Raw genomic sequence first — 18,800 nt, forward strand, 5'->3', positions numbered from 1 at the left:
CATAAGTGCTGAGGTATTGTCACCCACTGAACGACTGTCTTTTCTTATCTTTTCTTATTTTGAGCAAACAAATCGAGCAAATATTCAGCCGTTTGATCATACCCTTCATTTTTCCAAGCCAAGCGCGGATTCAATAGCTCAGGCGGCAGCCCCGCTAATTGTTTAGGGATAGCAAGGTCAAAGGGTTGCAGAATCTCATAATCTGCTTGGGATAGCTCACCATTGGTAATCGCGGCAATAATGCGGCGGCTTACGGGCAAAGCAAAGCGCTGTCCTCCTTGGCCATAACGCCCGCCAGTCCACCCTGTATTAACCAAAAAAACGCTAGCTCCGGTTTTTTGGAGTTTATCTAACAACAGATCTGCGTAAACCTGTGGCGGCCGTGCAAAAAAGGGAGCACCAAAGCACGTGGAAAAGGTAGGCTTTATGCCTTCGCCGGCGCCAAACTCCGTACTTCCGACCAAGGCCGTATACCCTGTCAAGAAATAGTCAGCCGCTTGCGAATAGCTCAGCTTTGCCACCGGCGGCAAAACTCCAAACAGATCACAGGTCAAAAAGACAATATAGTTAGGGTGCGGATGAACAGACTCTGTCGCTCGTCCGGGAATATACTCCAAAGGATAAACAACCCGAGTATTCTGGGTAATAGAACCATCATCATAGTCCGGCACCCCTTGGTCATCCAAGACCACATTTTCCAGCACAGCACCATGTTTAATAGCAGCCCAGATCAGTGGCTCACCTTCTTGCGTCAGATGAATACACTTAGCATAGCAGCCGCCTTCAAAGTTAAAGAGACCATCTTCTGCCCAACCATGCTCATCATCACCAATAAGCTGACGCTCAGGATCGGCTGATAACGTGGTCTTGCCTGTACCTGACAAGCCGAAAAAAAGCGCCGTTTTACCATCTGGGCCTTTATTTGCAGAGCAATGCATTGGCAATACCCTTTTTCCGGGCAGAGTAAATCCCAAAACTGAGAACAAAGCTTTCTTCATTTCCCCGGCGTATAAGGTGCCGCAGATTAAAATGCGACGCTGGGAGAAATCAAGAACAATGGCAGCAGGACCATTTAAATTATATAAAGCCGGATCAGGAATAAAATGGGCAGCATTAATAAGGTGCCATTCAGGAAGGTCAATAGGACATTGGGAGCGGATAAAGAGTTTTTGGCAAAACAGAGTATGCCAAGCCAAATTACACTGCACCCGGACGGTGGTATGATACTCTGGATGAGAGCCAACCTGCAAAGTATCCTCATAAATTGGATGAGATTCTAAAGAGTGCTGCGCCTCTTGCCATAATTTTTCAAAAACTTCCGGTAATATTTTTTGATTAAGTCCGCCCCAAGCGACCGTATCCTGAGTTATTTCATCACAAACAATATATTTATCTTTCGGCGACCGCCCGGTACGCTGCCCCGTAAAAACGCGCAAGGCCCCATCGCGGGTTAACGTTCCTTCCTTATTCTGGACAGCTATATCGAATAAGTCTCTGTGTTTTGCTGAAGGAGTTTGCGTTTCCATCACTTTAGTCTCTGCCCTAAAACCTAACCTATAGCAATAGAATAGCAAAGGGTTAGACTTCAGAGAAATTAAAATGAAATAATTACATAAATCTTTAAAAATTATTAATTAAGCTAATTATTCTTTAAGATTATAAACTGTAGAACGAATTAATAACTACTCGTCTTCTCTTCAAAATCAGAAGCGACACCCCCTTTTAAAAGGATTCATATTTCTCCCCTCTTCCTAAGTTATTCAAGTCTTACATTATTGAGGGCAAAGGACGTTTCCGCGGCAATGGCTTAATGCTTAAGTCAGGATTACCCCTCCTGCCCTGCGAAGAATGCTTCTAAGTTATATTACCAAATCTTATCGTTTCTCTCCCTGAAAACAGTCTAAGCAAGCTGCTTATTCCTCCCATTAATTTTCAGCAGTTTTTATCCCTTTAAAAAGAAGAAAGATAAAGTTATCAATAAGAACAAAGATGGTTTTATTTACGGTATAATATTAACAAGATTGATACGACACCACCCTAAATTTCATAAAAATAATGCTTTTAACTTGCAGCTCCCCCTTGAAATTTGTTAGAAAAATGGATATCTCTAGTTGAGAAAATTTAATTACCTATTTAGAGGAACAAATAATGAGCAACGTAAAAGACCGCGTCATCAATATCGTAGTTGACCATCTAGGTGTTGAGGCTTCGAAAGTTACAGAAACATCTAGCTTTGTTGACGACCTTGGCGCAGATAGCCTCGATACAGTTGAACTTGTTATGAAGTTTGAAGAAGAATTTGGCATTGAAATTCCTGATACAGCTGCTGAGAAAATTGCTACAGTTAAAGATGCGATCAGCTTTATCGAAGCTAACGCAGCCTAAGTATTTTAAGTCCTGTGGGGCGGTTTAATAAGGAGCCGCCCCTTTTTAACTTCAATAAAATTGCAGAGAATTACATGCGGCGAGTTGTTATCACAGGTATTGGTTTGGTAACCCCTCTAGCGGACGGTGTAAAGCCGACCTGGGATGCTATATTAGCAGGTAAATCAGGGATACGAGCAATTGAGGCCTTTGATGTCTCTGACCTCCCAGCCAAAATCGGAGCCATGGTTCCACGAGGGGACACCCAAGTCTATGGCCAAGGCCTTTTTAATCCTGACTTATACATGGAAGTAAAGGATCAACGCAAAGTTGATGACTTTATTTTATATGGAGTAGCGGCAGCGCAGCAGGCCATAGAAGACTCAGGTTGGTCACCTCAAACTGATGAAGAACGGTGGCGGACAGGCGTTATTATTGGCTCAGGAATCGGTGGGCTGAGTAAAATTCATGAAACAGGGTCAACTTTAAATAGTTCAGGACCACGACGGGTTTCCCCTTACTTTATTCCTGCATCGCTGATTAATTTGATCTCCGGCCATGTTTCCATTCGCCATGGTTTTATGGGCCCCAATCATGCTGTTGTGACCGCTTGTGCGACCGGTGCTCATGCTATTGGTGATGCGTCACGAATGATTATGTTTGGGGATGCAGACGTTATGGTTGCCGGCGGCAGTGAAGGTGCTGTTTGCCGCTTAGCCATGGCTGGCTTCGCTTCAGCCCGAGCCTTATCGACCCGGTACAATGATACCCCTGAACAGGCTTCACGTCCCTGGGATGAAGGCCGCGATGGATTTGTTATGGGCGAAGGTGCCGGTGTAGTCATTCTAGAAGAATATGAGCATGCTAAAAAACGTGGCGCTAAAATCTATGCAGAAGTTATAGGCTATGGTATGTCAGGGGATGCCCATCATATTACAGCTCCGGCGGAAGATGGGAATGGTGCCTATCGTGCCATGATGGCAGCCTTACATAATGCTAAGATAAATCCGGAAGATGTGGACTATATTAATGCCCACGGCACGTCCACTCCTGTTGGCGATGCCATTGAAGTGAAAGCCGTTAAGCGTGCCTTTGGTGACCATGCCCATAAATTATCTATTTCATCTACGAAGTCAGCAATTGGCCATCTTTTAGGGGCCGCGGGTAGTGTTGAGGCTATATTCTGTGCCTTAGCTTTAAGGGATCAAGTGGCGCCTCCGACTCTTAATTTAGACAATCCATCCGAAGGATGCGATTTAGATTTTGTCGCAAAACGGGCCAAGCAGCGCCCGATTAAAGTTGCTATATCAAACTCTTTTGGGTTCGGCGGAACAAACGCTTCCCTGATCTTAAAAGCGATTTAACTTATTGGAGATTATAATGGCTATCGAAAGAACCTTTTCAATCATTAAACCGGATGCGACACGTCGCAATCTAACAGGTAAAATTAATTCTAAAATCGAAGAAGCAGGACTGCGGATTATTGCCCAAAAGCGCTTGCAATTAACGAAGGCTCAAGCTGAAGGTTTTTATGCCGTTCATAAAGAGCGCGCCTTCTTTAATGACTTGGTGTCGTTCATGATTTCTGGTCCTGTTGTCGTCCAAGTTTTAGAGGGTGAAAACGCTGTTGCCGCCTATCGTGAAATCATGGGTGCAACTAACCCTGAGAACGCAGCTTCAGGAACAATCCGCAAAGAATTTGCAGAATCCATTGAAGCGAACTCCGTTCATGGCTCAGATTCCTTAGAAAATGCTGCCATCGAAATTTCTTATTTCTTCAGCCAAGTTGAAATTGTTGGCTAATATATAAGTCTTACAAAGCCACCAGAATGCTAAGCCCCTACTAAAAATAGGGGCTTTTTCCTTACTCATCCTCTTCCTGCTATTATCAAGAGCATTTTTTTACTTAGCTCTGTCTTAGAAATTTATTAGAATGGGTGCCTGTCTTAGAAAAGACTACTAAGATATCTCTTAAAGGGCAGTCTGTGTTAACAGAGAAGCTTAGGCCCTGCCGCAGCCTCGCTTACTTCCGACAAAGTCTAAATTATTTGCGCTGCATCGACAAAGCAGAAACGTAGCCAATAATTTATGATCATCTATCAGGCTGAGTGTATAAGCCCTAATCCCCATTAAGGGGTGAATGTTAAAGAAGCATTTTAGAAGCATTTTAGAAGCATTTTAGAAGCTTTTCATATTATATACGCCTGTGAAAAAGGCAATTATCTGGAAAAGTGATCTTACCTCTTTTTCCATCTCATTCTTAAAACAGAAAGAAAGTATGATGGTTCACGGTAATTATAAAATTTATATTGAAAAATCACTTTAGCATTATTACATGAAATTTAATAACTTCTTCCTAGTAAAACGCTCAAGAGAACATATCAAAATGAAAATAAAAGGATTGCAGCAGCTTCTTCTTATCTGCGCCATGACAGCATTCACTTTTCCCCTGCACGCTATGGACGTACAGGAAAGAGGAACTCCCCCCTCTTCCCCTACCCTAACAGAAACTGATGTTACGCTAATCAGTAAAAAGAAGAAGGTCATGAAGAAACTTTCCAGGCAGAAGAGCAAGAAAACAGGACTGAAGACACTGATGATTACCAGCCCCGTTACGGAGAACCAGGCAGGGTTTACGGCTCTTTCAATGATCCACAAGAGATAACTGATTGGATGAAAGCTTCAGGCGTATTAATTAAGTGTCGGAATGAGAGAGAGGCCTTAAAAATACGTTCAATCCTTAAAAAATATCCTCCAAAAAATCTCAATAATTTAAATATTTTTACTGTATCAGAGGTATTAAATAAATGTCAAAATGGGAAAGAGATCTATGATATACTAGATTCTTCTCAAGAATGGTCCACGGAAGAGCTTATTAAGGCAATCAAATGGATGAAGACCTCAGGAGCGTGGGATAAGTGTTTCAACGGGGAGCAGATTTCCGGCATATTATTTTGCTTTTGCTTAACGGCCCCAAAGAGGCTAACTTTTCTAACTGAATTGATGAAGACTTCAGGATTATTGGATAAGTGTCAAGATGGAGAAGAGATCCACATAATATCGATTCTAGACGATTACCCTCAAGAGAAACTGAACCTTTTATTTGAAAGGAAGAAAACCTCAAGAGTATTATATAACTGTCAAAATGGAGAAGAGATTCTCGAAATAGTAAGGGGTTTTAGGGATTGTCCTCAAGAGAGACTGAATCTTGTATTTGAATGGATGACAACCTCGAGAATATTGGAGAAGTGTCAAAAGGTTGGGGAAATCTCCCTTATATTAGAGCACCTTAGATATTACTCTGATGAGAGAATAAAGACGGTAATGGAATGGTTGACAACTTCAGGAATATTGGATAAGTGCAAACCTGTATTAGATAAGTATAAGAGTGCACAGCTTATCAGCAATTTATTATATGTACTCAAAAATTTCGATATTAGCACATTATATAGTCCAAGAGGAATACTCCCTACTCGAGAAGAGTTGTTGCCACTCTATATTATTGGAGCCACACTTACAAATATATCTGAGAATTGTAAGGAGGCTCTTGAGCGTTGTATTGAGAGCCCGAAAACTCGCCTGAGAACTTTGGAATTGATTGATTATATCCATGGTGAAGAAAGTGAACTAGCTCAAGAATATTTACTTCTTGCCGCCGGATATGATAACTCTCATGATCCCAATGGGTTTTTAGCCGTTTACCGAGAAATGATGGAAAAACGAGAACAACAAGCCCGACCTCCCCTTCGAACCCAGACTCCCGGGATTGTTCTAAATCTGGCGCGCGTACAAGAACCGAGAGCTGCAGCTCCCATATACACATGCCTCTTAATGTATGGACGCGCTTGTTTAACTCCTTTAAAACGGTTAATAAGGAATCCCTGCAGGCTCTTTTTGTCGATGTCAGTTATGACAGTCTACTAGCGCTAGAAACAAACCCTCACATTACCAGTCTGCTTGATTTAAAGGATAGCCTTGTCATTAAAGGTGGGGTCTCTTCACATAGCTTTATGTTAAGAGATGTCTTGAAACGAATTCAAACTCTTCATCAGATAGACCCGATTGCAGCTATGGCAAGTTTTAGCCAGCTTTTGGTGAATATTACAACCTGTCCAACCGGTAAGCTCAACGGGATTACCCATACCTATCTGCTGATGAACAAAGATACGATTCTGGATGAAGGTGAGCTTGGATCAACTGCCTTTACACAAGCAATTACTTATCATTTTAATGAAGAGTTACGCCGGTTTAGAGAGGGAACGCTTTCAGCTATGATAAGATCCATTGTTAAAAAATCTTATGTAGATCCCCATGATATTCAGTATGTTCGGGGAATTATTGGCGGCGAAGTTGGTTTATTGTTTGCGGGGGAAGTTCCAAGGATTGATATAAATGGAAATGCAGTCCATTCTGCGCTGCGCCAAATGAGCAAGCAAGCGCTTCTTGAACTTTTTTACCAATATTACACGGTTGAGGAAGTGATTGAGCTATTCCATACCAAACTTAATAATGGAAGCTTTAAAATTGAGGACTCGAGGAGTGGTAAAAACCTAACAATTTGGATAATTAATGAGTATTTAAGAGACTCTGTCTATGATGTTGAGAGTAGCCGTTACATTCCAAAGTATGTAATAGTTGATGAAAACGGAAAACCCGTGGGATTGACGCCAACAGCAGCTAAGGATCTGTTATTGCAGATAGGGTTCTTAACCGCCGCTCCACAGTAAAAGCACTTTACGGATAAAAAGAGCCCCTGCTACAAAAGGGGCTGGATGCACTCACAGGATGTATAAGTCCAAATAAAGTTAAGACGAAAAGATGAGCGGGCTCCCCCCTTAAAAGTGCTGGAGCGAGCTCATTTTTTTAATTAAAAAAAGAAAAAGGCCTCAAGGATAGTATTTGTCGACCATATAATTTGAAGGCTTTTTCTGCAAGATATCCTGGCCTGCCTTTTATACAAAATGTTTATGAGACTATCTGCTCCCAAAGATCAGCGCAGTCATCGCTAACCAATCAGTTAGCAAGAAAGCCGTGTAGTCTCATTCAATCTGAATGAAGGCGGACTCACATTTCCTTATTTCAAAAAAGTGACGGGTCGTAGGAGGTTCCCATTCGAGATAAAGATATAATTTAAAATTCTGAAACCCTATTAATCTATAATTAATGTTTAGTCCCTAATTAATAGGGGGCTCGTATTAAAGCAAGATATATAAGCAACATTTAAGGCACTCTATTACTTTAAAGAATGAAAGGTAGGCTGTAGAAATGCATAAGTTTCATAATGTCGTGATTCTATCAACGGTTGGATTTGGTCTTCTTGACACTATAAAAGCAATGGAGCCAGCCAATATGCCGACAAGGGAGGGTGAAATCAGTCATGTGATAGCAGCCCCAAGTACAGACTTTTCTGCGCCAGAAAAAGCAATTGATGACTGGTATCATCAGAAAAGATTTCAAGAGATTATTGCCTATGCGCCGCAGTTGATTGAACATTTAGCTCCACAAATATCCATCACAAAGCAAATCCCTCTGTCCAAGGACACCATCTTTATGATCGGTGATGCTTATATGCAAGCCGGAGAAAACGCTGTTGACAGAAAAGAAAAAATGGAACAGGGGTTGGGATTATTTCAAAGAATATTCCAGTTATTAGGGCACAATGTTCCCGGTATTATTCACGCTTGGGTCGGCGTCCTAGAAGAGGGGTTAGGCCAGCCCATGCCTTTTATGCAATTCATCCAAGCTTTCGCAAAAGATCAGAGTTTGGAGAGCTATTATCATACGGCTGCCGCCAAATCTTATTTGCGAATAGGAAAATATGATACAGCCCTTGAGGAATACAATATTGCGCTTCACAAGCTGACTCAAGAGCAGCATGGTTCCCAGAATAACCGACAATATGACACTTGGCTATTATACGAAGGGCGGGGACTGGCTTATTTTAAATTAAACCGGTGGAAAGAGGCGATCACAAATTATTTAGCTGCAATAAATTCTAATTCAAATCACAAATTACTTACTCCCTTGAATTACATAAACCTTGCTAACGCTTATTTTAATGAGCGTAATTACCAAGACTCTTTAACCTGGTTTCTTAACGCTTTGACAGAGATCAAAGAGCAAAAAGCTATCTATTATTTCGCCGCGGCTGAGCCCGCCATGGACCTTAACCAATGGGAGCTAGCAGCCCATTTCTTTGAGCAGGGATTTGATGTGGCAGCAAAGAATGGAGATCCCGTAACCTGGCAAAATTATTCGAATGCTGGCTACGTCTATATGCAGCTGGGTAACTGGGAAGAAGTGGCCAAATACCTTAACAAAGCCAAAGCTCTACAGTCCCCTCTCCCACCGCATGTTCAACAGCGTTTAGATACAGCTAATGCGTATCTCCGCGCTAAAGGTTAAATTCCTAGGACTTACCCCCTTATGCTTCCAGGTCACTCTGCTCTACAGAGTGGCCGCTTTTATGTCCCTCCCCTCTCTTTCTCATCCCCCCTATACTTGTTAACCTCTCTACCCTAAGGACTGATTGCGCGGTTAGTATTCCTCTAGTCGCTCGCTTTTAAAAGCTATCCTTCTTGGGATGGGTTTCTTCTTAAAAGCAATTAATTTTACCTTAATTAGGCCGAAGGTCGCGTCTATCTAAGCCCATGAATCAAGTGGTATTTTTCTCCTGTTTCTTTAAAAGATCTCCTTTTAGGATTTAAAAATGTAAACATTAAATAGTAAGGTGTAAACAATGAAAATTCGTACTACGTATTGGTTAAGTATGGCGGCTCTTCTTTTAACAGCAGGATGCGAGACCCCCCCTACAGATCGCCTAGCTGAGAATATCGCTCCCTTTGTTGACCGCGATGTCCACCTTATTATCAAGAATAGAAACACCAAAGAGTTGGCGCTATTAGTCAAACCAGAAACCCTACCTGAGTCAAGAGCTCCGGGTATGACCACTCATCGGCTGGATCTAGTTGCTTTTACGGTCCCGGCAGCCCCCAATAACAAAAGCAGCACTGACGTGGTTCTGAATGTGCCGGCTCACAAGTTAGGAAAGTTTGATTATTACTCGATTTACGGCGAAACTAATCCTTTGACCCATATCGGTACATGTAATCGCCTTGAACCAGGTAAGTGGTATCAAGTTGAGTTCACCAACAATAGATTTGGCACCGACTGTATTGCTATCAGAATTGCGCAACCGCCAGCTTCAGCATTAAGAAACCTGCAGCCCATCTCAACGCGTAACACATTAACTCATAGCGAGATTTCATCATATTCTAAGCATCCAGCTTCAGTTGTTATCTCAACAGAGTAATAGCTTCTAAGGGCTTGACCCTCGTCAGTTGAAGAGCATGAGACTTTGACAAAGAAGGCATTTTAGAAGATCTGGGAGGGAAGATCTTGCTAAAATGCCTTCTTTTATTTTTCTCAATTTTATTACTAACAGGCCGCTATCTTTTTCCTGCGCCGCCAATATATGATAAATTTTTTAAGATTAAAGAAACTATTTTTTTCTAAATCTTACCCTCGCATATTTTAGCAGCAATCTTCATATTCTTGTGCTTACGATAGGATCTTTGAACTAAAAGTGGGTTGAATTCAAGAGACTGGCTTTGGTATAAAAGGGAAAATAATACCTAGGTCATATTCTGTCAAGATCATAAAAATTAGGCATTAGTGATCTTTAGGAAAGTTTACATTGATGTAAATGTTTCTCACAGTTCAAATAATAAAAATTTTGTATAACTTATATGGCACAAATAAATAAACAACAAGAAAGCACAGGTAAAATCATGTATAAGCATTTCCTTCTCTCTGCATCCTATTTTCTTTTATCTCTGCCGCTGCAGGCCATGGAAAAGGATGATTCTTCTAATTCTCCTTCTAAAGAAATAACGTCCTCAATATCATCATCACAGGTCATTAACAGGGAACCGTTGATGGTTGAGACTATGGTTCCCTCCCAATTTAGAACTGGAAAGGATTTGTGGGAGCAATCTAAGGAAGTTTTCAAATCCAATGTTCTGGATCAAACGCCGCCTATGCAAGAATGGTTTAGGGGACTATTAAGGACTTATGGAAGTCTTGAAGAAATGGCATCTAAGCGCTTATTATGTGTACCTGTTCAGTTTATAAATGAAAAGGCTATCCCTGGACTATCCTTAGAATTTATAATTCAACCTGATAATTTTGCTCCTTATCAACTTCTTCATGCATTCAATGAAGCCATATTCCATATCCGAGATCTTATGGTACAGCTTCATGATAAGGCTTTATATGTTAGAAGAGATCTGGAAACTTTGAGTAAAATCATGCGAGACATTTTATGCTTTTTTAAGCAAGCAGAGACCCTCGCAAAAGACTGCTTTGGCGTAGATTGCGCACCTTATGACCGCACAAAAGTACTGGAGGAACTTTTGACGCCTCACTATACCTCTGCCTCTCTGATAACGAGTGAGATAAATAAATATAGTGATTATGTTATCCAATATCATGACAGCAAAATAGGAATCTATGAGTACATAAATTTCTACTCAAGATTATATTATATTCTCTTCCAAAATCATTTATGCCTTATTCACGCTCATTTAGATGAATCCAAGAATAAGACCACGATTAAATTACTGAATCGTCCTTTGCCCAAGGGAACGCTCACTCAAGAATATAATCTTATCCATAATAGCTTGCCTTCTTTAGATAGGCTACGCCAGTTTGAACCTTCTACGAGCGTTGCTGAAGCAACAACACAGCGTCAGAAGTCAAAGCGGGAGCGGCGGAAAAGGAAAAAGCACTTATTTGAACAGAGGAAGGCACTGGCCATTAGCTCAGTCGCCCAGACAGCAGAGCAAAGTTCAGCTGAGATCCCCCCTTCTATGTTCGAGGTGAACCTATCTCCTAGCGCTATCATTGAGCCAGAGCCGTTAGCATCCAACCTTAAGAATGAACGCATTGATCCTCTGCAGCCTGAAAAAATGGCGGATGAAGCAGCCCTCGTGTCTCCTTTACCGATTACAGAGAAAGTTGGAGAAGCTGGGCAAGCTTCGGCAGCGAATGCAGAATTAGAAGAGGAAGAGGAAGAGGAAGAAGAAGCTAACGAAGTGGTAGCAAGAAAGGCAGAAGCTGAGGAGGCTCCAGCAGTAAGAGAGAAAGAAGAAACGGCGGATGCTTTCGCCATTAAAGAAGTTGCTTTTAAGAATACGGCTCAAAGTAAGCCAAGCCTGCCGCGTCCGAACGCTACTCCTCGAGAAGTGCAAAAACTTATCACCCTGGAAAAAGTATTAGCTGAGCACGACGGCGGCGCCTATGCCGGCATGCCCACCCGCCAATTCTTAAGTTTGGCGCAAGCTCTCAATAAACTTGGCTATTTTAAATCTTTTAGTGCCAACAAAAAGGAAGTCATCGTAAATACTCATCCTCTCGCTGCCCAACCTACCGGCTGTAAGGGAGTGTTTCATACCGGGCATGTATCCGGCAAAAATAAAGGCTTATCTCAAAAAACTGCAAAAACTTTTAATGATCTGATTAAGAGGTTTAATCCAGATGGTTCTAAGGATAAGGATAAACTCTAGTTTAAGCTAAGGATTGGGCAACCCTTAGAGGGCTAGGTATTTAACCTACCCCTCCAACAAACAATCTTAATAGCTGCATTTGCTTTCTATAGAAAGCATTTCCTTTTCTATCCGTGCAAAGAGGAACAAAACTCTTTAAAATAAGCGGAAATGATTTTTAAGGAAATCATTTCTCTTGTTTTACTTTCTTATTTCTGACAAAATCATTTTATAAAGCGCTAAATGACTTCTATAGCACTCAAAATGTTCTACATTACAGACACCCAATCTTTGGGCCAACAACTTAAGCTTCTGCGCAAGCAAACTCGCCTAAGTCAAGGTGATCTTGCTTTACGGGCGGGATTGAGCCGGACAGCCATCCAAGCCATTGAAAAAGGCAAAGAAACCTATCAGCTCGACACGCTGCTAAAGGTGTTACAAATCTTGAACGTGAGAATGGGAATTGATCATCCTTTATTAAAGGCAAACGTTGATGCGAAACTTACTGATTAAGTATCAAGGGACTCCTTGCGGCATTTTAACAGAACTCGACGATAGCAAAGGCTATCAATTTTGTTATTTGCCTGATTATAACGGTCCTAAAATATCTTTAACGCTGCCCCTTCAGACCTCGCCCTACACTTTTACCACTTTCCCGGCCTTCTTTGATGGACTGCTGCCTGAAGGGATTCAGCTAGAAGCCCTGTTACGCCAGCGCAAGATTGATCAGCATGATTATATGGCACAATTAGCCATCGTCGGTGAAGACTTAATAGGTGCTGTAACCGCCCATCCTCTGCCGGAGGCTCCTTAATGCGCCGCTGCCCTATCACTTATGAGGAGCTGAGTAAGGAAGAAGATTCTTATAGCCAAAAAGGCCTTCGCCTTTTATCACGCCAACTAACGGATTTAGCACCTTTTCCCTATTCGCAAGCTGAACAACTAGAACAAGCCAAGATGATGGCGGCAAAACTCTCCATTCAGGGCGTCCAACCTAAAATTAGTGCGACCCTCAACAGCAAAAAACAACAATTTGAAATTACTGAGCTTGGCGGCACCTTTATAATTAAGCCCCAGAATTTTATGTGGCCGCATCTGCCAGAAAATGAAGATTTAACCATGCGCCTGGCCGCAACGGTGGGAATTGATGTCCCCCTGCATGGCCTAATTTATTGCAAAGACGGATCATTGAGTTATTGGATCCGCCGCTTTGATCGTCCCTCGCTGAAATCACCGCTCAAGCATAAGCTGCCAGTGGAAGATTTTGCTCAGCTGTCGGGCGCCACTCGTGACACTAAATATCGCAGCACCATGGAAAAAGTTGCCAAGATTATAGAGGAGTTCTGTACTTTTCCTGCCCTTGAAAAGGAAAAGCTTTTTAGACTAACTCTCTTCAATTTCTTGGTGGGAAACGAGGATATGCACCTTAAGAATTTTTCCTTAATTACCGTAGATAATATCATTTCTCTGTCGCCAGCGTATGATTTACTCAATACAACAGTGGCGATGCAGAATGGAGCTATTGAAGAAATTGCGCTGCCGATAAACGGCAAGAAAAATAAAATAATACGCCATGATTTCATTGACTATTTTGGCCAACAACGGCTAGGACTTCACCGTAATACGGTAACTTCCATTTTAAAGGATATGGAGCAGCAGCTGGACCATTGGCAGCATCTCATTCGCATAAGTTTCTTGCCTGCCCCCTTTATAACTGCTTACCAAGAGCTAGTTGCCAGCCGTAGCCAAGTCGTTTTCTAGCTATATTTATAAGTTTGTATAGGAAACTAAGCCTGATGCTGCGATGAGAGATAATGCTCCTTAAAGAACTTGCCCATAGTTAACATATTCAAGCGGCAAAAATCTTGGTTCAGTTGAAGAAACTTCTCTTTATCTATTCTTTGGGCACACAACATATCACATAACTGTTGTTGTCCCTCTAAAGAGCCGCTTAGAGCCAGCTCTATAAGCTTATTCAGGGTCAGAGTCTGGGTACTAAAAGCATCTTTATAATAAAAGCTATTCCTGATAAATAGGGCAGGTGTTTTTCCTTGCAGCGCATCTTCCTCAAGACGCTGTTGAGCAAACTGCGAGAGAGTAGAAATTATAGGGAGATCAATTAGAGCATAAATAGCTAACTGGCAGTACATATTTCCATGGCGTCCCCAAAAATCAATTGCCTCAAAACGCTCTTCAACACTTAAATTCTGGCTGGCAGATCGATCGGAGAGTAGGTAGTACAAATGATAGGCTAAAAATAGATCCCTCTTTCGTCCTTTCATATAGGTAAGGATAGGTTCAGCTTTGCCCTTATCTTGCCCCCATGAAGCTTTATCGAGAAATTCATGAATATTATTTAATTGGTTCGGCGTATTCTGGCTTTTATAGCTAGCAATTAATTGTAAAAGCACCCCCTGAGATTGATCCTGATTTTTCAACTGTGGCAACTGTGAAGAAAACTCAGGAAGCTGACTTATAAGTTCTTTAAAAGTTTTTAAGTAACCAAGGTTTGTTTCCAAATAAGAAAAAGAGAAGTCTTGGGATTTGGCTGCCAATTCACGTGTCTTTTTCAAAATGGCTACCGCCTCAGGTTCGGGATGAGCGGGGAGGATAGCTCCAAATATAGAATAAAAAATGCTGCCAACAAAATTTAGTGTCGGAGTGAATAAAGAATCGGTGCCTTTGGGGTCTTTTTGGGCATCTTTTATTGTGACGTGAATCTGATTTCTGAGGGCATTGATAGCTTGAAGGTAGGGATGGACAACCGATAGGTCCAGACTTCCTGCATAACTAATAAAGGGGTAGTGTAGTTTAAACACGTGAGGCCTGTTTTCTGTCCAGCAGTCCTGTTGATAAGTGCAGGTAGCCGCAAGTTTGATGCAGGATGCTTCATCGAGATGCGTATGAATCTTAGCTATAATTTCACTAGGCATTTCATTCAATGGTGATTGAAAGCCAGGTTCCTGCGCTGTTAATTGCTTCAAGCAAAGTACCAAAAAGAAAAATTTTCTCAATTTCGTTCCCCCTTAACCAAATATTAGAAATTTACTTACATTATACTGTATGGTTTCTCTGTTTTATAAATTCAAGGATATTGTGATGAATTTAAAAATATTTTTCTCTATTTTACTATTAATCTCTGAAGTGCCAGCGACACAGGGAGCTAACTTTGGTGAAGGAAAAATCAAATCTAAGGTCATTGAGAAGTATAAGCCCAAAGTAACCTTAGAACAACTGCCTGAGGAGAATAGAGAATATTCTGACCAGCCTTTAGCGCGGCCTTTGGTGGATATGATTGTTATCACCTATCAAGACGACAAATCTCAGATTATTAATCAGCAAGAAATCCCCGTGAAGACAATCAGTGAAGCCGACAGCGAGCGCGTTCGTAAGTTTGTCAGTGCTGTTTTAAAGGATAAAGAGATATCTGCACGCGACAAAAAGAATTTTATTAAAGAGCTGAACCAAATAAAAGAATCAGGTGGTGTATTTAAACCCTGGCAAAGCCCGACCTTTATGCGCCTGCTTATGGAAAATATCTTTTCAGGTATGGTGGGAACAGCTGCGGGAAAAGTTGTAGGGTGTGTGAGACCAACTTTAGAAAAGACAGATCAGGCCATTAGAGGCTTATTTTCTGTCTTATCCGGCAGTTCAGACTTCCACTTTTTCCAGGGCACGTTAGAAGATACCACTCAGTTTCTTCAGGGTATCGGCTTGAGCTATCAAAATCAAAACGCATACAGCTTAAATGATTTAGGGCAGCTGGTGTTAACAACTTGTCCAGGTATTGCCTCAGCGCCAGTATTAGCAGATTGGCTCGTGGCTCGTCCCTCGTCAAAGCCGGCACGGATTGCTGCGTTATATGATCAGCATCTAACAAATTATGGACAAAGTTCAACTTGGATTGCAACTAAAGTTATGGCAACAAATGCAGCAATTATTTTGGTTCCAACAGTTACTTCCCTGATCACAGCCAAGTTAACGGCCCTAGAAGAGGGACCAGAACAAAGTCAACTGCTTGCTGTCGCTATTCCGTTAGCTGCCTCGTCAGTCATGGGTGCGGTCGCGCGCAAAGGCGTAGAGGATTACAGGACGCAAGCACTTAATATTGCGAACATCGTGGTCAAGCAAGGCTTATATCTGGGCAACAGATTCAATAACTGGCTTAACAATCAGTTACAAATTGCCGCTGAAGATGGAGAATTTGTTGGCTGATCTACTCTGAAACACCAACTCTTACTTCCCAAGCAACGCGCAGCTTAGAGCTCAACCAGGGGCCGGATGCCAAGGCCGTTGAGGAGGGGAATATAATTCCGGGGCCGCAGTCTCGCTTAAGCGAAGCAAAGCCCCCTGCCCCCTTGCAAGGTAGGAGCGATCAAGAATGATATCCACTCGATCTTCATAAGAGATCGGCACATAACGGCTAGAGACGATAATTTGCGCTTGCTGACAAAGCTGTGCATGCTTGGCAAAGGAGAAGCGTTCATTAAGCAGAACAATAGTCTTATTGGCAATTTGCAGTTGTGTGGTCTCTCCCGGCACCATCTCTAATTGCTTGAGTCCTAACTGTCTTAAAAGGATCTCTTCAGCAAAACTATTATGGCGGACATTAGCAAAAGTCGACAGCGTCTTACCATCATACCAATATATTAATGCTTCTGACGACACCCATATAAAAGAGGATGGCTTAACCCACAAAAAAGCAACCGCAACAACGCACGGCAATATGCCCAGGAACCGAATTTTGGTCCGCCACAGGCACAGCCATAGTCCTCCAAAGGCGATAAGCCAGATAAAAGCTTCTGGAGGCTTAGCTAACTGAATAGCTGCCCCCGGTAAGGTGGCTGTCCAAGTCGCAACCTTAGTCATCAGCTTAATCGCCTGTCCTAGAATAGAAAACAGGATACTCGCCTGACCAAAAATTAAGCTAATGACCCCGAGCAGAAGCAGAGGCATAATGACAAATCCCATTAAGGGGATGGCACACAAGTTACCTAAAATTGCCTGCAAAGAAATGCGATTAAAGATATACAGGGTAATGGGCAGCGTTGCCAACGTCGCAATCACCGTCGAGGCCACAATGCCGCTTAAATAGACCACAATATGGCGCCAACCTCGCCCCTGATAGGCCCACTCTTTAAGGGGGGCCCATCCACTCTCGTAAGCGGCAATCAACGCCATAACGGCAGCAAAGGATAAAGCAAAGCTGGCCGACAATAAATTCTCCGGTTGTATAAGCAAGATGACAATGGCGGCCAGAGCCAACGTTCGCATTGATATTGCCTTACGATCGACCAGGATCCCCAAAAGAACAATTGCCACCATCACAAAGGCCCGCATCGCAGGCACGCCTAGACCCGACAGGAATAGATACCCGATAAGAAACGGGAAAGTTATAATGCTCGCGATTTTTTTCAGATTATAGTGCTCAGCCAGCCTCATGCTCAAGCTTAAGCCACGGCGAAAAATCATAAAGATCAGCCCTGCAATCATACTTAAATGCAACCCTGAGATTGCCAGCACATGGGCAATACCAGCATCTGCATAAGCTTGGCGGACCCTTTCCGGGATTTGTCCTCTCTCCCCAGTGACTAAGGCGGCAGCAATGGCCCCTGCTTCCCCCGGAAGCGCCTTAAATAGGGCCTGAGTAATCTGAGAGCGCGCCGCATGAATAAAATCTGAGGCGGAGGAAGTTGAGTCTAGGATAACAACCTCATTCATGCGACCGGTAGCAGAAAGGCCCTTAAAAAAGGCCGCCCGACCAAAATCATATCCATCTTCTAATACAGGCGGTGAGAACGGCAATAAAGTTGAACGGAAGCGAATTTTATAGCCCACAGCCAACGGCACTTTGCCATTATCGCTTAGGCGAACAAGGCGACCATCTTGCAGGGCAACCCACCACCGTTGCCGATCTTTACGATATTCAACATTCGTAATTATGCCAGAAAATTCGCCCTTAATTTTGCCAGACAGGGGCTGTACACCTGTAATATGGGTTAAATACCAAGTCTTGGAATGAATGGCGGCGGCTCCTAAGCTAATACTTAAGGCAATTCCAGCAGGCAACCTAGCGACATTAAAGTGGCGACTCCAATTCCACGCCAGCCCGCTTAGAAGCAATATGAACAGGGTGACCCATAACGGTGGTTCAGTTGCCAAGGAGAGATAGACCATAATCCCTAGCCCCATTCCCGCGGGAAACCATAAAAAAAGCCGACTGGTTTCCTGGAGAACTAAGTCTTTGATAGAACTGGCCATCGAATTGTTTCCTATTTTTGTTTGTGCTAATCTATCACGACAACCTTGCAAGCGTAAGAGGAATCCATGACACTAGAACGTTTCACCATTGTGCCCTCTGTTTACTTAGTCCTCTTAAAGGATAATAAAACTGTTCTGGGAGTACGCAAGAACACGCCGTGGATGAACAATCATTATGGTCTGATTTCTGGTCATGTTGAAAAAGGTGAAACCCCAGAGGTAGCAATTATCCGCGAGGCTTACGAGGAAGCAGGAATTACTGTCTGCGCTGACCATCTTGAGTTATCCCTTATCATGTACCGTCAGCAAGGCCGCACTAATATTGATTTCTTTTTCGTCAGTCGACAGTGGCAAGGGGAGATCGAAAATCGTGAACCTGAAAAACTAGGAGACTGGGAGTGGATCGATCTAAAAAGCCCACCTGCCAATACGATTCACTATTTGACTGTTGCCCTGGACCATATTGCTGCGGGCGCCCCTTTACAATGCCTTAACTATAGAGAGGGGACCACCTCCCTATAGATTGGGTGTCAGGCAATGCTGGCTTCAAACACAGACGATTAAAGATGTGATAACATTAAAAAAATTCTTCCTTTTAGACTGCAAATACGCTACAAATTAAAGATACCC

General features: G+C 42.6%; 17 protein-coding genes. 14 read left to right on the forward strand and 3 right to left on the reverse strand.

Annotated elements, in window-relative coordinates:
• Positions 1-44: 44 nt before the first annotated feature.
• On the reverse strand, positions 45-1,526 hold the full coding sequence (locus tag HMO_RS0109820; protein ID WP_010302227.1) for a phosphoenolpyruvate carboxykinase (ATP): 1,482 nt from the start codon (positions 1,524-1,526) through the stop codon (positions 45-47).
• Between the two features lie 622 nt (positions 1,527-2,148).
• Between HMO_RS0109820 and HMO_RS0109825 the strand changes: the two genes are divergently transcribed.
• The 12 genes from HMO_RS0109825 (at position 2,149) to HMO_RS14650 (ending at position 13,670) form a co-directional block, all read left to right on the forward strand.
• The gene (locus HMO_RS0109825; protein ID WP_010302230.1) at positions 2,149-2,385 is read left to right on the forward strand and encodes an acyl carrier protein; all 237 of its coding nucleotides are present in this window, start codon (positions 2,149-2,151) and stop codon (positions 2,383-2,385) included.
• A 74-nt stretch (positions 2,386-2,459) separates the two neighbouring features.
• The gene (gene fabF / locus HMO_RS0109830; protein WP_010302233.1) at positions 2,460-3,728 is read left to right on the forward strand and encodes a beta-ketoacyl-ACP synthase II; all 1,269 of its coding nucleotides are present in this window, start codon (positions 2,460-2,462) and stop codon (positions 3,726-3,728) included.
• 16 nt (positions 3,729-3,744) lie between these two features.
• A complete protein-coding gene (gene ndk, locus HMO_RS0109835; RefSeq protein ID WP_010302235.1) occupies positions 3,745-4,167 on the forward strand; it encodes a nucleoside-diphosphate kinase in 423 nt (140 codons plus the stop codon).
• 583 nt (positions 4,168-4,750) lie between these two features.
• The gene (locus HMO_RS0109840) at positions 4,751-5,029 is read left to right on the forward strand and encodes a hypothetical protein (RefSeq protein WP_010302240.1); all 279 of its coding nucleotides are present in this window, start codon (positions 4,751-4,753) and stop codon (positions 5,027-5,029) included.
• Positions 5,030-5,256: 227 nt separating this feature from the next.
• Entirely contained in the window at positions 5,257-6,288 is a 1,032-nt protein-coding gene (locus tag HMO_RS0109845; RefSeq protein ID WP_175282114.1) for a hypothetical protein, read from the forward strand.
• A 101-nt stretch (positions 6,289-6,389) separates the two neighbouring features.
• Positions 6,390-7,091, forward strand: coding sequence for a hypothetical protein (locus HMO_RS0109850; protein ID WP_139016871.1), 702 nt, complete (start codon positions 6,390-6,392; stop codon positions 7,089-7,091).
• A gap of 538 nt (positions 7,092-7,629) precedes the next feature.
• A complete protein-coding gene (locus HMO_RS0109855; RefSeq protein ID WP_010302251.1) occupies positions 7,630-8,769 on the forward strand; it encodes a tetratricopeptide repeat protein in 1,140 nt (379 codons plus the stop codon).
• Between the two features lie 334 nt (positions 8,770-9,103).
• Positions 9,104-9,676, forward strand: a complete 573-nt coding sequence (locus HMO_RS0109860) for a hypothetical protein (RefSeq protein ID WP_010302253.1) — start codon at positions 9,104-9,106, stop codon at positions 9,674-9,676.
• A 478-nt stretch (positions 9,677-10,154) separates the two neighbouring features.
• Complete coding sequence (locus HMO_RS0109870; protein ID WP_139016872.1) at positions 10,155-11,930, forward strand: hypothetical protein; 1,776 nt, start codon at positions 10,155-10,157, stop codon at positions 11,928-11,930.
• Between the two features lie 243 nt (positions 11,931-12,173).
• Entirely contained in the window at positions 12,174-12,422 is a 249-nt protein-coding gene (locus HMO_RS14645) for a helix-turn-helix transcriptional regulator (protein WP_052572030.1), read from the forward strand.
• Complete coding sequence (locus tag HMO_RS0109880) at positions 12,403-12,723, forward strand: HipA N-terminal domain-containing protein (RefSeq protein WP_010302259.1); 321 nt, start codon at positions 12,403-12,405, stop codon at positions 12,721-12,723. Before HMO_RS14645 ends, HMO_RS0109880 begins: the two co-directional genes overlap by 20 nt.
• Positions 12,723-13,670, forward strand: coding sequence for a HipA domain-containing protein (locus HMO_RS14650; RefSeq protein WP_010302261.1), 948 nt, complete (start codon positions 12,723-12,725; stop codon positions 13,668-13,670). The genes HMO_RS0109880 and HMO_RS14650 overlap by 1 nt, the downstream gene beginning before the upstream one ends.
• Before the next feature lie 26 nt (positions 13,671-13,696).
• On the opposite strand, the gene HMO_RS0109890 is transcribed toward HMO_RS14650, so the two are convergent.
• Positions 13,697-14,923, reverse strand: coding sequence for a hypothetical protein (locus HMO_RS0109890; RefSeq protein ID WP_010302263.1), 1,227 nt, complete (start codon positions 14,921-14,923; stop codon positions 13,697-13,699).
• 85 nt (positions 14,924-15,008) lie between these two features.
• On the opposite strand from HMO_RS0109890, the gene HMO_RS0109895 reads away from it, so the two are divergent.
• Complete coding sequence (locus HMO_RS0109895; protein WP_010302264.1) at positions 15,009-16,124, forward strand: hypothetical protein; 1,116 nt, start codon at positions 15,009-15,011, stop codon at positions 16,122-16,124.
• 51 nt (positions 16,125-16,175) lie between these two features.
• On the opposite strand, the gene HMO_RS0109900 is transcribed toward HMO_RS0109895, so the two are convergent.
• The gene (locus HMO_RS0109900) at positions 16,176-18,170 is read right to left on the reverse strand and encodes a ComEC/Rec2 family competence protein (protein WP_010302267.1); all 1,995 of its coding nucleotides are present in this window, start codon (positions 18,168-18,170) and stop codon (positions 16,176-16,178) included.
• Positions 18,171-18,236: 66 nt separating this feature from the next.
• On the opposite strand from HMO_RS0109900, the gene HMO_RS14655 reads away from it, so the two are divergent.
• Entirely contained in the window at positions 18,237-18,692 is a 456-nt protein-coding gene (locus tag HMO_RS14655; protein WP_010302269.1) for an NUDIX domain-containing protein, read from the forward strand.
• Positions 18,693-18,800 lie beyond the last annotated feature (108 nt).

This window comes from Candidatus Odyssella thessalonicensis L13 (assembly GCF_000190415.1).
GTDB lineage: Bacteria > Pseudomonadota > Alphaproteobacteria > Paracaedibacterales > Paracaedibacteraceae > Paracaedibacter > Paracaedibacter thessalonicensis.

What these genes read in the sequence shown, in the direction of transcription:
- HMO_RS14650 (WP_010302261.1), top strand. Translation starts at nt 12,723, where the DNA reads ATGCGCCGCTGCCCTATCACTTATGAGGAGCTGAGTAAGGAAGAAGAT.
- HMO_RS0109820 (WP_010302227.1), bottom strand. Translation starts at nt 1,526, where the DNA reads ATGGAAACGCAAACTCCTTCAGCAAAACACAGAGACTTATTCGATATA.
- HMO_RS14645 (WP_052572030.1), top strand. Translation starts at nt 12,174, where the DNA reads ATGTTCTACATTACAGACACCCAATCTTTGGGCCAACAACTTAAGCTT.
- HMO_RS0109880 (WP_010302259.1), top strand. Translation starts at nt 12,403, where the DNA reads ATGCGAAACTTACTGATTAAGTATCAAGGGACTCCTTGCGGCATTTTA.
- HMO_RS0109895 (WP_010302264.1), top strand. Translation starts at nt 15,009, where the DNA reads ATGAATTTAAAAATATTTTTCTCTATTTTACTATTAATCTCTGAAGTG.
- HMO_RS0109840 (WP_010302240.1), top strand. Translation starts at nt 4,751, where the DNA reads ATGAAAATAAAAGGATTGCAGCAGCTTCTTCTTATCTGCGCCATGACA.
- HMO_RS14655 (WP_010302269.1), top strand. Translation starts at nt 18,237, where the DNA reads ATGACACTAGAACGTTTCACCATTGTGCCCTCTGTTTACTTAGTCCTC.
- HMO_RS0109825 (WP_010302230.1), top strand. Translation starts at nt 2,149, where the DNA reads ATGAGCAACGTAAAAGACCGCGTCATCAATATCGTAGTTGACCATCTA.
- fabF (WP_010302233.1), top strand. Translation starts at nt 2,460, where the DNA reads ATGCGGCGAGTTGTTATCACAGGTATTGGTTTGGTAACCCCTCTAGCG.
- HMO_RS0109860 (WP_010302253.1), top strand. Translation starts at nt 9,104, where the DNA reads ATGAAAATTCGTACTACGTATTGGTTAAGTATGGCGGCTCTTCTTTTA.
- ndk (WP_010302235.1), top strand. Translation starts at nt 3,745, where the DNA reads ATGGCTATCGAAAGAACCTTTTCAATCATTAAACCGGATGCGACACGT.
- HMO_RS0109845 (WP_175282114.1), top strand. Translation starts at nt 5,257, where the DNA reads ATGAAGACCTCAGGAGCGTGGGATAAGTGTTTCAACGGGGAGCAGATT.
- HMO_RS0109900 (WP_010302267.1), bottom strand. Translation starts at nt 18,170, where the DNA reads ATGGCCAGTTCTATCAAAGACTTAGTTCTCCAGGAAACCAGTCGGCTT.
- HMO_RS0109855 (WP_010302251.1), top strand. Translation starts at nt 7,630, where the DNA reads ATGCATAAGTTTCATAATGTCGTGATTCTATCAACGGTTGGATTTGGT.
- HMO_RS0109870 (WP_139016872.1), top strand. Translation starts at nt 10,155, where the DNA reads ATGTATAAGCATTTCCTTCTCTCTGCATCCTATTTTCTTTTATCTCTG.